This window comes from Gordonia neofelifaecis NRRL B-59395 (genome assembly GCF_000192435.1).
Classification (GTDB): Bacteria; Actinomycetota; Actinomycetes; order Mycobacteriales; family Mycobacteriaceae; genus Gordonia; species Gordonia neofelifaecis.
On the sequence record NZ_AEUD01000002.1, the window covers coordinates 90453 to 104511 of the forward strand.

The window sequence follows — 14059 nt, forward strand, 5'->3', positions numbered from 1 at the left end:
TCAGCCTACTTGGGACGGTCGTACGGGCGATCAGCTCGGGCTCGGGCTTGCCGAGCAGCCATCACGGCGGCTCGACAAGCCCGGCTCGCTAAGCGACGGGGCGGGCCCGCACCCAGCCGAGGGCGGTGTCGATCACCAGGAACGCCAGGAGCGGCCAGCCGAGGAGCGGGATGAACCAGCCGACCGCCGCCGCCACGACCACGACAGCCACGACCACCGCGGGCGGAAGCTCGCGAAGAGCGCCTCGGGACGGCGGTGCCCCGACCCGGCCGTCCCGCGACCGGCGCTGCCACCAGCTGCGGTAGCCGAGGACGATGGCGACCACGAGGGCGATCATGACCGCCAGCAGCAGAAGCTGATTCGGCAGCCCGAACATGATGCCCATGTGCACCTGGACGCCCCACGCCGACAGTTTCGCGGCCAGCGGCCAGTCGGCGAACCTCGACACGTCGACCACGGCGTCGCGCGACGGGTCGACGGCGATCGAACTGGTCGACGCACGCCACGGGATGCGTCGTTGGGAGACGACGAAGGCGGTCGCGTCGTCCGACGGAATCGAGACCTCGACGGCACCGTCGACCCCGTTCGCCCGGGCGATGGCGACGGCGCCGTCGACTCCGGCGACGGTGTCGACCTCGGGCGCGGCCATGTCCGCCGGACCCGACATCTGGTGCCCGGCGTGCTCGCCGCCGGCGGTCTGCGGGGTGCCGGTGAGCGAGGCGTCGACCGCGGGGGTGGTCCAACTGAGCGCGGACCGCAGGTCGGTGACGTGCTTGCCCGCATAGGTCGACCAGGTCAGCCCGGTTGCGGACAGGAACAGCAGGGCCACGATGATCCAGGTGCCGATCACGCCGTGCCTGCTGACGGTGCGTCCTCGACCGCGAGCTCCGGGCAGCCCGCGCAGAAGTGAGCCGGTGTCGGTGGCCCGACGGCGCTTGCGGACCTGCGCGACCCACAGCACCAGGCCGCCCAACGCGACCACCCACAACCAGGAGGCGGCGAGTTCGGAGTAGACACGTCCGGGCTCGCCCAAATGCAGGTCACGATGCAGGCGGTCGATCCACGTGCGGACGGGCAGCGCGCCGCTGGATCCGTAACTGACGAGTTGCCCGAGCGATTCGCGGGTCACCGGGTCGATGAAGACGGCGAGCCGCTCGGAGTCGCCGAGCGTCGGGTCGTTGAAGAGGACCCGGGTGGTGTCGCCCGGGTCGGTGGCCGGCTGGACGGCGCTGACCGGCAGATCGGGCCGCACGGCCTGGGCGGCGCGGACCTGTTCGGCGATCGACGCGGCCGGCCCCGTCGAATCGGTGTGCAGTTGCTGTCGGTAGATCAGCTGTTCGGCGGTCGGCGACATCGCGTACAGCGCGCCGGTGACGGCGGCGATCAGCAGGAACGGCGCGATCGCGAGTCCCGCGTAGAAGTGGAGTCGTTTGATCGCCCGGGTCGCGGCCGCGCCGACGGGCGGTCGTTCCGGCGGGGAGCCGGGGGATTTCGGGGTCGTCGAAGAGACGGTTGTGGACACTACAGGTGCCTTTCGGTCAAAGCAGCAGTGATCGCACGCCGTCGCGGCGTGCGATGAGATAAGCGAGATTGCTAGACCGACAGGGGTGGACCGCGGCGTCCGACGGCGCCGAGAAAGAGCAGCGACGCAGGCACGACCACCCGCGTCCGGACGACGACGGCGGCGAGCTCCGGCGCGCGCGGGGCGAAGGCCGGCGCGATCGCGCGGATCGCGAAGGCGGAGGCGGCCCGGACGAGGATCTCGGCGCCGCAGAGGAACAACAGTGCCGCGACGGTGCCCGCCGCGTGCGTGGCCGCCATCGGCGCGGTGAGCATGTCGTGGTGATGACCGGAGGTGACCACCAGCAGGAGGTGGACCAGCCCCTGTCCGACGATCAGCGCGGGCAGGGCGCCCAGTCCCGGTGCTGCGGTGGCGCCCAGGCCGAGGACGACTGCGGTCGCCGCGACCAGGACCAGCACCGAGGTGTCGGGGAGCATGCCCTGTGCCGCGGCGTGGGCGGCCACGCCGGTGACCGCCGAGGTTCCGCCGACGACTGCGCCGCGTAGGCGCGAGAGCGTTGTCGGCGTGGTCACCAGGTCAGACTAGCCGGGCGTGGTCAGCCGATCACGACCAGCCAGACGGCGATGTAGTGGAGGAGTGCCGCGACGGCGGTGCAGGAGTGGAAGACCTCGTGGTGGCCGAAGACGCCAGGCCACGGTTCGGGCCACCGCAGGGCGTACAGGACTCCGCCGACGCTGTAGAGGACACCGCCGAGGGCCAGCAGCACGATCACCGCCACGCCGGTGTTGTGCACCAGCATCGGCGAGACCCAGACGATCACCCATCCGAGAACGATGTAGAGCACCACGCCCAGCCATCGCGGGGAGCCCGGCCAGATCACCTTCAGGGCCACCCCGGCGATCGCACCCGCCCAGACCAGACCGAGCACCCACCATCGCGTCGGCGAGTCGAGCCCCATCACGCAGAACGGGCTGTACGTGCCCGCGATGAAGACGAAGATCATCGAATGGTCGGCCCGCTTCATCGCGATCCGTGCCTTCGGACTGCGCCAGTTGATCCGGTGATACACGGTGCTGGTGGTGAAGAGCCCGCAGATCGTGATCACGTAGACGACCACCGACGCCACGGCGACCGCGCTCTGGTGCATGGCGGTGCCGACGATCAGCACGATTCCGACCGCGCCCGCGATGAACGACGAGTACTTGTGAATCACCCCGCGCAGCGCAGGTCTGGCTTCGGGATCGGGTTCGACGATCCGGACTGCGGGGGAGGGCTCCGTCATGAAACCTACGGTACCGTAAGTTTCGTCGCGGTAACTTACCGGCGGAGTAGGATCGCGGCTGTGAAACTGCTCCCAGATCGGCTTCGCGGCGGCATGCTGCGCGTGTACGAACACCGACTCGTGCAGCTGATGGACCCCGAGCGGATCCCGCGCCACGTGGCGATCATCTGCGACGGCAACCGGCGGTGGGCGCGAGAGGCGGGCTTCGAAGACGTCAGCCACGGGCATCGCGTCGGTGCGCAGCGCATCGCGGACATGCTCGGCTGGTGCTCGGAACTGGGCATCGAGGCCGTCACCATCTACCTGCTGTCGACCGAGAACCTCACGCGCGAGTCCGACGAGCTCGACGCACTGATGGAGATCGTGCCCGACATCGTCGACGAGATCTCCGACGTCGACGCCGATTGGCGCGTCCGTATAGTCGGCAACCTCGATCAGCTGCCCGCGCCGGTGGCGCAACGACTGCGCGAGGCGTCGAGCCGCACCGAGGGTGCCGCCGACATGACGGTCAACGTCGCGGTCGGCTACGGCGGTCGGCAGGAGATCGTCGACGCGGTGCAGCAGCTCCTCGTCGAAGCGGTGGAGGCCGGAGCCTCGCGCGAGGAGATGGTCCGCGCGATCAGCGTCGAAGGCATCGATTCGCATCTGTACACCAGCGGTACGCCGGATCCCGACCTGGTGATCCGCACGTCCGGGGAACAGCGGCTGAGCGGTTTTCTGCTGTGGCAGTCCGCGTACTCGGAGATCTGGTTCACTGACGCCTACTGGCCTGAGTTCCGCCGCGTGGACTTCCTGCGTGCGCTGCGCGACTTCGCGGCGCGGAACCGTCGTTTCGGAAAGTGACTGTCGGGAAAGTGACTACCTGGGAGGGGGATTCGTCGATGCGCGTCACCGTGGTCGGTGCCAGTGGAGAGTTCGGTTCGGTCCTGAGTCGCGTACTGGAAGGGCGGGGCGTCGACGTGGTGCGCGCTCATCGCGCGACCGGCGTCGACGCGGTCACCGGCGACGGTCTGACCGAGGCGTGCGAGGGATCGGACGTGATCGTCGACGCGACCAGTCTCATGTCCCGCAGCGCCGATGAATCCGTCGCGTTCTTCAGCGCGGTGGCGCGGAACATCTCGACCGCCGCCGATGCCACCGGCGCCAGGGTGGTCTACCTCGGAATCTACGGGGCGTCCGACCCCGTGGTGAACAAGAAGATGGGCCACTATCGCGGCAAGGCCGAGCAGGCGGTGGTCTACGAGCAGATGCTCGGCGACGACGCCACCGCGCTGCTCTCGACGCAGTGGTACTCCCTGCCGGAGAAGTTCATGAGCCAGACGACCTTCGGCCCGATCGCCGTGGCGCCCCACATGCACAGTAGGCCCGCGGCGGTCGAGGACGTCGCTGAGGCGATGGCCGACGTCGTGCTCGATCCGGCACGACCGTCCCGCGTCACCGTGGCCGGTCCGGCGGAGATGGACCTGGCCGATGTCGCAAAGGCCGTTGCCGCGCATCGTGGTTCGCCGAGATGGGTGCTCGGGGTCAATTACGGCGGAGCCGGGCTGCGGTCCGGTGGACTGGTGCCGGCCGACCCCGACGTCACCACCTCGACGACCTTCGAGCAGTGGCTGGCCGGTCGCTGATGGCGGCTGCGACCCCGGCGATCGCCGCGCTGGAGAAGGCCGGTCTGCCGTTCGACGTGCACAAGTACAAGCACGACCGCCGTCGCGACGACTACGGCGACGAGGCCGTCGCCGTGACGATGTCGACCCTCGGTGTGGAAGCGGCCCAGATCCTCAAGACCCTGGTGGTCGATCTGGGGGACGGGCGACTCGGTGTGGCCGTGATCCCGGTGCCCGCGAAGCTGTCGTTGAAGTCGGCGGCCAAGGCGCTCGGCGCGTCGAAGGCCGAGATGGCGCAGGCCGCGAAGGTCACCCGAGCCACCGGTTACGTGCTCGGCGGGGTGTCACCGCTCGGGCAGAAGACGGTGCTGCCCACCGTCGTCGACGTGTCTGCGCTGGAATGGGATTCGGTGCTGTGCAGCGGCGGTCGCCGCGGTTTGGAGATCCGGCTGGCGCCCGCGGACCTGGTGGCGGCGACCGATGCGGTGGTCGCCGAGGTGACCGCCTAGCCCGGCCCGTCCGGCTACAGCTTTCGCAGTCGGACGCGATTGATCGCGTGATTGCCGTCCTTGCGGAGCACGAGGGTCGCGCGCGGGCGGGTCGGCAGGATGTTCTCGATCAGGTTCGGGCGGTTGATCGACGTCCAGATGTCACGGGCGGCGATGGTCGCCTGATCATCGGTCAGTGACGAGTAGTAGTGGAAGTGCGACTCCGGGTCGGCGAACGATCCGGTCCGCATCTGCAGGAACCGGGAGATGTACCACTTCTCGATGTCGGAGGTCTTGGCGTCGACGTAGATCGAGAAGTCGAACAGGTCCGAGACGGTGAGCGTCGGCCCGGTCTGCAGCACGTTCAGACCTTCGACGATCAGGATGTCCGGCTGGCGGACCGAGTGGACCACGTCCGGGACGATGTCGTAGCTGACGTGGTCGTAGACGGGCGCGGTGACCTCGGGGGTGCCGGACTTCACCTCGGTGACGAAGCGCAACAACGCGCGACGGTCGTACGACTCGGGAAAACCCTTGCGGTGCATGATGCCCCGACGCTCCAGTTCCGCAGTCGGCAGGAGGAAGCCGTCGGTGGTGATGAGGTCGACCTTCGGGTGCGTCTCCCAGCGGGACAGCAGCGTCGCGAGCACACGCGCGGTGGTCGACTTGCCGACGGCGACCGAGCCGGCGATGCCGATCACGAACGGCACCTGCCGGTTCCGCTGACGTTCGCCGAGGAAGGTCGACGTCGCCGCGAACAGTCGCTGTCGGGCCTCCACCTGAAGATGGATCAGACGCGACAGCGGCAGGTAGACCTCGGCGACCTCGTTGAGGTCGATCTGCTCGCCCAGGCCGACGAGCTTGTCGAGCTCTGACTCGTTCAGCACCATCGGCATCTTCTGCCGCAGTTCACGCCACTGCTTGCGGTCGAGTTCGAGGTACAGGCCGGGGTCGCGGTCGTGGGGTAGACGCGCCATGGACGGTAAGGCTACAGGGGCGTCGATGTCGCGGAGACGATAGCCGGGGGACGCCGGTAGCGTGAGTCACATGACAATCCGTGGCACCGCTGCCGACCCGGTGACCGAGTATCTGCGCCTGGGACTGGCCTTCGACCGCATCGAGGAGGGCTTCGTCGACGCGTACACCGGTGATCCGGCGTTGCGCACCGAGGTGGAGAACGCACCCGCGCCCGAACCCGCGGAGCTGGCCCGGCGGGCCCGCGCGCTGCTCAACGAACTGCCGAGCGGGCTGTCCGCCGACCGTGCGGAGTTCGTCGGATCGCATCTGCGCGCGCTCGAGTGCTCCGCCCGTAAGTTCGCGGGTGCGGAGATCGGTTTCGTCGACGAGGTCAGCGCCTACTTCGACGTCCGGATCGAGCCGGGGGACGAAGCCGTCTACCGCGATGCCCATGCGCGGATGGCCGACGCACTCGGCGCGCCCGGCGCCACCGGCGATCGCCTGCGCGAGGCGTATGCCGACTACCGGCACGGCGACGAGATCCCGGCCGATCTGGTGTCGCAGCTGATCGCCGAGTTCGCGGGCAGCCTCCGGGAGACGGTCCGGCGCGAATTCCCGTTGCCGGACGCCGAAGTCGTCGAGTTCGAGGTGGTCAGCGACAAACCCTGGTCGGGCTTCAACTACTACCTGGGCGACTTCCGATCGAAGGTGGCGGTGAACACCGACCTGCCGCAGTACATGTCGTCGCTGCCGGGGCTGATCGCGCACGAGGCGTATCCGGGGCATCACACCGAGCACTGCCGCAAGGAGCAGGGGCTGGTCGGCTCCGGCCAGGCCGAGCACACGATCTTCCTCGTCAATACGCCGCAGTGCCTCATGGCCGAGGGACTGGCCGACCACGCCCTCGCCGCGGCCATGGGCACCGCGTGGCAGGAGTGGGCGGCGGAGATCTACGCCGACTTCGGGCTCCGGTTCGATGCCGAGCGCGCCCGAGCCGTCTCGACCGCGGCCGCCGGACTGATCCGCGTCCGGCAGGACGCCGCGCTCGCCCTGCACGACCGCGGCGTCGATGCCGACGAGGTCGCGATGTTCCTGCAGCGCTGGTTGCTGGTTGCACCGGACCGGTCGCGGCAGATGCTGCGATTCCTCACCTCGCCGTTGTGGCGCGCCTACATCTCGACCTACGTCGAGGGGTACGCGCTCCTCGGCGAGTGGCTCGACGTCGCAGGCCCCGCGGGTCCCGAGCGCCTCGCGCGGTTCGGCCGCCTGCTCGACGAGCCGCTGACGCCTGCGACATTGCGAGCAGAGCTCCAGTGAGTGTCCTCCGGGTCCGTCGTTCCGGCGGCGCGAGACATGCCTCGCGCCGCGCGGCATGGCGTCGATCACCGGGTCAACCCGACGCGCCGTAGACCGGACGCGCGCAGGTAGAATCGGAGGCCATGAGCCTGTTTTCGCAGTCCCTTGCCGACCTGGATCCCGATGTCGCCGCCGCCATGAGCGGTGAGCTGTCGCGTCAGCGCGACACGCTCGAGATGATCGCCTCGGAGAACTTCGTTCCCCGCGCCGTCCTGCAGGCGCAGGGCAGCGTGCTGACCAACAAGTACGCCGAGGGCTACCCGGGTCGCCGCTACTACGGAGGCTGTGAGCACGTCGACGTCGTCGAAGACATCGCTCGCGACCGCGCCAAGGCGCTCTTCGGCGCCGACTTCGCCAACGTTCAGCCGCACGCGGGTGCACAGGCCAACGCCGCGGTGCTGCAGGCCCTGATGGAGCCGGGCGAGACGCTGCTCGGCCTCGACCTGGCGCACGGCGGTCACCTCACCCACGGCATGCGGCTCAACTTCTCGGGCAAGCTCTACGAGAACGCCTTCTACGGGGTCAGCAAGGAGGACTTCCGGGTCGACATGGACGAGGTGCGCAAGATCGCCCTCGACACCAAGCCGAAGGTGATCGTCGCCGGCTGGTCGGCGTACCCGCGCACCCTCGACTTCGCGGCGTTCCGCGAGATCGCCGACGAGGTCGGCGCCCATCTGTGGGTCGACATGGCGCACTTCGCGGGCCTGGTCGCCGCCGGCCTGCACCCGAGCCCCGTGCCGCACGCCGACGTCGTCTCGACCACCGTCCACAAGACGCTCGGCGGTCCGCGTTCGGGTCTGATCCTCGCCAAGCAGGAGTGGGCCAAGAAGCTCAACTCCGCGGTGTTCCCCGGGCAGCAGGGCGGTCCGCTCATGCACGTGATCGCGGCCAAGGCCGTCGCGCTGAAGATCGCGGCGAGCGAGGAGTTCGCCGAGCGTCAGCGCCGCACGCTGTCGGGCGCCAAGATCCTCGCCGAGCGGCTGATGGCCGACGACGTCGCGAAGGCCGGCGTGTCGGTTCTGACCGGCGGTACCGACGTCCACCTGGTCCTCGTCGACCTGCGCAACTCGGACCTCGACGGCCAGCAGGCCGAGGATCTGCTGCACGAGGTCGGGATCACGGTGAACCGCAACGCCGTGCCGTTCGATCCGCGCCCGCCGATGGTCACCTCCGGTCTGCGCATCGGCACCCCGGCGCTCGCCACCCGCGGCTTCGGCGACGCCGAGTTCACCGAGGTCGCCGACATCATCGGCACCGCGCTCGCCGCTGGCAAGGGCGCCGACGTCTCGGCGCTCCGCGCCCGCGTCAGCAAGCTCGCGCTCGACCTGCCGCTGTACGAAGGTCTGGAGGACTGGGGCCTGATGAGCTCGTAAGGGCTCTCGTCTCGTCGGATGAGCTCCCCTCGCTGGTTGGGCGAGGGGAGCTCCGTCGTTTAGGGTGGTTGCCGTGGCTGTACTGAGCAATGACGACTTGATCAACGCGCTGGAGAAGGCGCTCCCGGAGATCGCCGAGGAGCACGCCGAAGGCGCGATCTCGTGGACGCCGTCGGACTGGGTTCCCTGGGACCTGGGCCGGAACTTCGCGTTCCTCGGCGGGACGGACTACGACCCGTCCGAGTCGAAGCTCTCGGAGACGGCCGCGGCAGGCCTGCAGGCGCTGCTGCTCACCAAGGACAACCTGCCGTCGTTCCACCGCGTGCTGGCGATGCACTTCCCGGCGTTCTCCGACTGGCGTCAGCTGGTCGGCGTGTGGACCGCCGAGGACAACCGCCACTCGATCGTCCTGCGCGACTACCTCGTGGTCACCCGCGCGCTGGACCCGGTGGAGGCGGAGAACCGTCGTCGCATCCACGTCGTCGCCGGCTGGCGGCAGACCGAGGAGGCGGTCGCCGACCTCGGTCCGATGGACGTGCTCGCACTGCTGGCGGTCCACGAGAACCAGTGCGTCACCTTCATCGACAAGCTGATCGGCTACGTCGACGACAAGCATCTCACGCAGATCCTGAACAAGGTCCGCACCGACGACGCCGTGCAGGCCGCGACCTTCCAGGCCTTCCTGATCGCCGGCCTCGTCGCCGACCAGGAGGCCACCGTGCTGGCCGTCGACAAGGCGCTCGCGACGATCGAGCACGTCGGCTCGGACATCGCCGACTTCGACGTGCCGGGGTCGTTCATCTCGGACTTCGAGGACTCGTCGACCGACGCCGCAATCGCCAAGAAGCTGGCCGACGAGCTGAAGCTCGACAGCCTGCAGGAGCTCAGCGCCGACGCGGAAGCCGCACGTCAGCGCATCCTCGCAAAGGCTGCCGGACACTGAGTCACTGCAGACCACGAGACCGGGCCCGGGAGTTCGTGATCCCGGGCCCGACTCGATTCACTGACGCTCGGTTCCGGAAGGCTTCGCGCGCCGAGCCGCCGCGTGCTTCCCGAAAGCGCTCGATCCGGCTCTGGTGAGGCCCGCTCGTCTCCCTCTCGGTAACTCAACCTTCACCGACGCGCCGACTGCGCTTGGCCGGTCGGCGATGTGACGCGGCGTACGTTGAGCCGTAACGGGCCGTGGGGAAGCGGTTCGTTCGGGAGGTTCGATTCGTGAACGACACAGGTGTCACGAGAGGGCCGGCCCCGGCTCTCGTCGAGCTCGGTTGACCACTGATCCAGTGGAGGACCGACAGGCATGAGCCGACCGGCTGCTCTAGACCAACTGGTTCCGTGCGGGGCCGCACGGGCGACTAGGAGTCCGACGTGACCGTTCGCACCTACGTCCTCGATACCTCCGTTCTGTTGTCCGACCCATGGGCGGTGACCCGCTTCGCCGAGCACGATGTGGTGCTGCCGTTGGTCGTCATCAGCGAGCTCGAGGGCAAACGCCACCACAGTGAACTCGGCTGGTTCGCGCGGCAGGCCCTGCGTCTGCTCGACGACCTGCGAGTCAAGCACGAGCGCCTCGACCTGCCGATCGCCATCGGCGACGACGGCGGCACCGTGCAGGTGGAGCTCAACCACACCGATCCGACCGTGCTGCCCGCGGGCTTCCGCAACGACACCAACGACTCGCGGATCCTCGCGTGCGCGCTCAACCTGCGCGCGGAGGGCCGCGACGTCACGCTGGTCTCGAAGGACACCCCGTTGCGAGTCAAGGCCGGTGCTGTCGGCCTGGCCGCCGACGAGTACCACGCCCAGGACGTCGTGGTGTCGGGCTGGACCGGAATGGACGAGATCGACGTCGCCGACACCGCGATCGACGCCCTGTTCGCGGACGGGCAGATCGACCTCGACGAGGCACGCGAGCTGCCGTGTCACACCGGTCTGCGGATGGTCGGGAACGGCCAGAGCGCGCTCGGTCGGATCACTGAGAACAAGCAGGTCCAGCTGGTGCGCGGCGATCGTGAGGCGTTCGGCCTCCGCGGACGATCGGCCGAACAGCGGGTGGCGCTCGACCTCCTGCTCGACGATTCGGTCGGCATCGTCTCACTCGGCGGCAAGGCGGGCACGGGCAAGTCGGCCCTCGCGCTCTGCGCCGGCCTCGAAGCCGTCCTCGAACGCCGCACGCAACGGAAGGTCGTGGTGTTCCGGCCGCTGTACGCGGTCGGCGGTCAGCAACTCGGCTACCTTCCCGGCGGCGAGGCGGAGAAGATGGGGCCGTGGGCGCAGGCCGTGTTCGACACGCTGGAGGGTCTGGTCTCCACCGAGGTGGTCGACGAAGTCCTCTCCCGCGGAATGCTCGAGGTGCTCCCGCTGACCCATATCCGCGGACGGTCGTTGCACGACTCGTTCGTGATCGTCGACGAGGCGCAGTCGTTGGAGCGGAACGTGCTGCTCACGGTGCTCTCGCGGCTCGGTTCGGGATCCCGGGTGGTGCTGACCCACGATGTCGCGCAGCGCGACAATCTGCGCGTCGGCCGACACGACGGCGTCGCCGCCGTGATCGAGAAGCTCAAGGGGCACCCGCTCTTCGCGCACGTCACACTGACCCGCAGCGAGCGGTCGCCGATCGCGGCACTCGTGACCGACATGCTCGAGGAGTTCGCCCCGGGCGCCGGGGTGTAATTCGCGGCTCGCGCACAGCATTGACCGATCCGGCGTATTCCGACCGGGAAACCCGGGCGACGCGCGTGAGCGGTCAATGCTGTGCGCGCTGCGCTGGACGCATGTGAGTGCCGTTGCGGACGGCCCGGAGAATCTTCTCCAAGGTCGCCCGCCATCTGAACACGATGTCGTCGTAGGTGAAGCGGAGCGTGTGATAGCCGAGGTCGAAGGCGGTCGCGTCGCGCGTCCGGTCGGACTGGAAGTGGGGCCGATCGCCGTGGATCTCCCAGCCGTCGATCTCGATGATCAGAAAGTCGCCGATGAGGAGGTCGACCCGGCCGACTTCATCGATGGTCACCTGTGTTCGCACCGGGACGCGGTGAGCACGCAGTCGTCGGCGAGCCATCGACTCCGGGCCGGACTCGGCATTCGGATCGCACTCATCGATCAGCAGTCGGACGGACTTCGGAGCGTCGCGGAACAGGTACTCGAGCTCCTCTACGTGCATCAGTCGCAGGTTCAGCACCGAATCGCAGACGACCACGAATCCCTCCGCATCGAGGCAGCGAGCCGCGTGTCGCAGTGCGGTCGGGAGGTCGTCGACGGCGCCGGCCTCCGGAACGGGGCGCCCGAACTGCCTGCAGAACGGTCCTCGAAGGTGCTGCACCGCCCAGGAGTTGCCGCGGACGTGGAGCCGGTCGTCGGCGGGAACCCAGACGCCGTGGCGTTCGAGGGCCGACAGACAGCTCACTACACCGCCGCGGCGGACCGCGGCGACGTCGTCACCGCGCGCCTCGCCGATTCGGTACCAGCCCCGACGGAGCTGTTCGGCGTGACCGCGCCGGATCAGCTCGTTCAAGCGAGCGCGGCCGATCATCCGCTCGATCTCTCGGTACGGGTACACCCCGGATCTGATCGCGTTCATGCGCAGATGATGCGTACCTCGGGAACCGCGTTCCGGGTTTCCTCCGCGCGGGAGCGCGATTGTGGATCGATTGCTCCTTGTCCACAGGCGCACAGGATTGACCGCTCAGCGGAGTCAGGTCGCTGATTCGGCCCGACTCCGCTCAGCGGTCGATCTCATGCGCGCCGCAGTATCGAAACGGCGAAGTCGGCGTCGTCGTGCCACGGGCGGACGTCCCAGGTCGACAGCCGGAGGTCGAGCGACAGGTCGGTCTCGGCGAGAGCGGCGTCGAAGGTCTCGACCGCCAGTTTGGCCGTATGGAACCCGACGGCGACGAAGCCGTCGGGCCGCAGATGGTCGGACAGGCGCTGCAGCACGACCGCCTCGGTGTTCGGTGCGACGAATGCCAACACATTGCCCGCACAGACGATCGCGTCGAAGCCGGTTCGGCTGCCGTCGGCGTCGCGGAGGTCGAGGTCGGCGAGATCGCCGACCTGCCAATCCGGTCCCGGATAGTCCTCCTCGGCGGCGCCGATCAGTTTCGGATCGACGTCGACTCCCGTGACGTCGTGGCCGACGGTGTGGAGGTAGCCGCCGACCCGCCCCGGGCCGCAGCCGGCGTCGAGGATTCGCGATCCGCGACCGACCATCGCGTCGATGAAGCGTGCCTCGCCGAACAGGTCCTGGCCGTTCGCGGCCATCTCGCGGAAGCGCTCGATGTACCACTCGCTGTGGCCGGGTTCGGTGTCGGTGATCCATCGGGGAGCAGGTGTCATGGTCACCGATGGTAGTCCGATCCCCGGCGAGGTATGCACTGGCAGAAGCCCTGATGGATCGTTCGGGGTGCGCCTTCGCTCGCGGTCGCGGCGGTCGTGGATCGGGTGCCGACTCCGCCTCACAGAACAGTTGCGGAACGGTGACGATGGTCTCGCCGGGTGGCGGGGTCGCCCGAACGGCTGGCAGACTGTGGTGGTGCTGAAGTTACTGATGAGGCGAATGTTGCAAGTGGGGTTTGCGCTGACTGCGCTCCTCGGAGCACTCGTCGTGGGTGCCGGACAAGCGTCCGCGGTCCCTCAGACCGCGCCGCAGACAGGATCTCCGCAGACAGGATCCGACAGCATCACGACGTTGATCGACAATCTGCTCAAGGGGTTGAAGGATCCGGGTACCCCCGCCGTGCCCGGTGCGCAGGAGACGAGCCAGATGATCGTCGCGACGGCGCCGGTGGCGTCGTCGCAGACCGCGACCCTGACGGCGTTCGAGAAGGACGCGTCGGGACAGTGGAAGCCGGTCATCGGCCCCACCAAGGCCTTCCTCGGCGAGAAGGGCATGGGCAAGGCGCAGGACAACGTCTACCGGACTCCGGAGGGCACGTTCCCGCTGAACCAGGCTTTCGGCCGCCAGGAGAACCCCGGCACCAAGATGCCGTACTTCCAGACGACGACGCAGGACTGGTGGGACTCGAACGAGAAGTCGCCGACCTACAACACACATGTGAAGTCGTCGACCAGTCCCGGCGGTGACAGCGAGAACCTGTACAACGCCGGCCCGGTGTACGACTACGCGGTCAACATCAACCACAACCCGACCAACACCCCGGGTGACGCGTCGGCGATCTTCCTGCATGTCACCAACGGTGAGCCGACTCAGGGTTGCGTGGCGATCGATCGCGACAAGATGGTCGAGATCCTGAAGTGGCTCGACCCGGCCAAGAACCCGAAGATGACCATCGGCGTGAACGTCGACGCCCCGAAGGATGCGCCGGCCGAGCAGAAGATGCCGGGCGCCGACCTGCTCGGCGGAGTCCTCGGCAACCTGGCCGCGCTCATCCCGAACATCCTGAACGGTGCAGCCCGTTGAGGTGATCACAGCCTGATCGAATGATCCCGGAGCCGTATGCGTTCAGCGTGCGGCTCCGGTG

General features: G+C 68.5%; 14 protein-coding genes. 8 read left to right on the forward strand and 6 right to left on the reverse strand.

The window, feature by feature from the left end:
* Positions 1-88 precede the first annotated feature (88 nt).
* From SCNU_RS02735 to trhA, 3 genes are all read right to left on the reverse strand, one after another.
* The gene (locus tag SCNU_RS02735; protein WP_009677822.1) at positions 89-1522 is read right to left on the reverse strand and encodes a PepSY-associated TM helix domain-containing protein; all 1434 of its coding nucleotides are present in this window, start codon (positions 1520-1522) and stop codon (positions 89-91) included.
* A gap of 71 nt (positions 1523-1593) precedes the next feature.
* Entirely contained in the window at positions 1594-2094 is a 501-nt protein-coding gene (locus tag SCNU_RS02740; protein ID WP_009677823.1) for a hypothetical protein, read from the reverse strand.
* Positions 2095-2117: 23 nt separating this feature from the next.
* On the reverse strand, positions 2118-2804 hold the full coding sequence (gene trhA / locus SCNU_RS02745; RefSeq protein ID WP_009677824.1) for a PAQR family membrane homeostasis protein TrhA: 687 nt from the start codon (positions 2802-2804) through the stop codon (positions 2118-2120).
* Between the two features lie 60 nt (positions 2805-2864).
* Between trhA and SCNU_RS02750 the strand changes: the two genes are divergently transcribed.
* From SCNU_RS02750 to ybaK, 3 genes are read left to right on the forward strand one after another with little or no spacing between them, the layout of a single operon-like run.
* Entirely contained in the window at positions 2865-3647 is a 783-nt protein-coding gene (locus SCNU_RS02750) for an isoprenyl transferase (RefSeq protein WP_009677825.1), read from the forward strand.
* A 38-nt stretch (positions 3648-3685) separates the two neighbouring features.
* Positions 3686-4429, forward strand: coding sequence for an SDR family oxidoreductase (locus SCNU_RS02755; RefSeq protein WP_009677826.1), 744 nt, complete (start codon positions 3686-3688; stop codon positions 4427-4429).
* Positions 4429-4917, forward strand: coding sequence for a Cys-tRNA(Pro) deacylase (ybaK, locus tag SCNU_RS02760; RefSeq protein WP_040517474.1), 489 nt, complete (start codon positions 4429-4431; stop codon positions 4915-4917). Before SCNU_RS02755 ends, ybaK begins: the two co-directional genes overlap by 1 nt.
* 14 nt (positions 4918-4931) lie before the next feature.
* Here the strand turns inward: ybaK and coaA are convergent, their stop codons facing one another.
* Positions 4932-5873, reverse strand: a complete 942-nt coding sequence (gene coaA, locus SCNU_RS02765) for a type I pantothenate kinase (RefSeq protein WP_009677828.1) — start codon at positions 5871-5873, stop codon at positions 4932-4934.
* Positions 5874-5943: 70 nt separating this feature from the next.
* Here coaA and SCNU_RS02770 point away from each other — a divergent pair, with 70 nt between their 5' ends.
* The 4 genes from SCNU_RS02770 to SCNU_RS02785 all read left to right on the forward strand — a co-directional run bounded on the left by SCNU_RS02770 (position 5944) and on the right by SCNU_RS02785 (position 11255).
* On the forward strand, positions 5944-7170 hold the full coding sequence (locus tag SCNU_RS02770; protein WP_040517475.1) for a hypothetical protein: 1227 nt from the start codon (positions 5944-5946) through the stop codon (positions 7168-7170).
* Positions 7171-7292: 122 nt separating this feature from the next.
* A complete protein-coding gene (gene glyA, locus SCNU_RS02775; protein ID WP_009677830.1) occupies positions 7293-8582 on the forward strand; it encodes a serine hydroxymethyltransferase in 1290 nt (429 codons plus the stop codon).
* 73 nt (positions 8583-8655) lie between these two features.
* The gene (locus SCNU_RS02780) at positions 8656-9525 is read left to right on the forward strand and encodes an acyl-ACP desaturase (protein WP_009677831.1); all 870 of its coding nucleotides are present in this window, start codon (positions 8656-8658) and stop codon (positions 9523-9525) included.
* A 425-nt stretch (positions 9526-9950) separates the two neighbouring features.
* Positions 9951-11255, forward strand: a complete 1305-nt coding sequence (locus SCNU_RS02785) for a PhoH family protein (protein WP_009677832.1) — start codon at positions 9951-9953, stop codon at positions 11253-11255.
* A 73-nt stretch (positions 11256-11328) separates the two neighbouring features.
* On the opposite strand, the gene SCNU_RS02790 is transcribed toward SCNU_RS02785, so the two are convergent.
* Positions 11329-12159 (reverse strand): DUF559 domain-containing protein, encoded by an 831-nt coding sequence (locus SCNU_RS02790; RefSeq protein WP_009677833.1) that lies wholly within the window; start codon positions 12157-12159, stop codon positions 11329-11331.
* Between the two features lie 155 nt (positions 12160-12314).
* On the reverse strand, positions 12315-12914 hold the full coding sequence (locus SCNU_RS02795) for a class I SAM-dependent methyltransferase (protein WP_009677834.1): 600 nt from the start codon (positions 12912-12914) through the stop codon (positions 12315-12317).
* A gap of 220 nt (positions 12915-13134) precedes the next feature.
* Here SCNU_RS02795 and SCNU_RS02800 point away from each other — a divergent pair, with 220 nt between their 5' ends.
* Positions 13135-13998: a L,D-transpeptidase family protein gene (locus SCNU_RS02800; protein WP_040517477.1), complete on the forward strand. Its 864-nt coding sequence runs from the start codon at positions 13135-13137 to the stop codon at positions 13996-13998.
* Positions 13999-14059: the final 61 nt, after the last annotated feature.

Coding starts and splice junctions, on each gene's coding strand:
- SCNU_RS02755 (WP_009677826.1), top strand. CDS start 3,686: ATGCGCGTCACCGTGGTCGGTGCCAGTGGAGAGTTCGGTTCGGTCCTG.
- trhA (WP_009677824.1), bottom strand. CDS start 2,804: ATGACGGAGCCCTCCCCCGCAGTCCGGATCGTCGAACCCGATCCCGAA.
- SCNU_RS02795 (WP_009677834.1), bottom strand. CDS start 12,914: ATGACACCTGCTCCCCGATGGATCACCGACACCGAACCCGGCCACAGC.
- coaA (WP_009677828.1), bottom strand. CDS start 5,873: ATGGCGCGTCTACCCCACGACCGCGACCCCGGCCTGTACCTCGAACTC.
- ybaK (WP_040517474.1), top strand. CDS start 4,429: ATGGCGGCTGCGACCCCGGCGATCGCCGCGCTGGAGAAGGCCGGTCTG.
- glyA (WP_009677830.1), top strand. CDS start 7,293: ATGAGCCTGTTTTCGCAGTCCCTTGCCGACCTGGATCCCGATGTCGCC.
- SCNU_RS02770 (WP_040517475.1), top strand. CDS start 5,944: ATGACAATCCGTGGCACCGCTGCCGACCCGGTGACCGAGTATCTGCGC.
- SCNU_RS02790 (WP_009677833.1), bottom strand. CDS start 12,159: ATGAACGCGATCAGATCCGGGGTGTACCCGTACCGAGAGATCGAGCGG.
- SCNU_RS02800 (WP_040517477.1), top strand. CDS start 13,135: ATGTTGCAAGTGGGGTTTGCGCTGACTGCGCTCCTCGGAGCACTCGTC.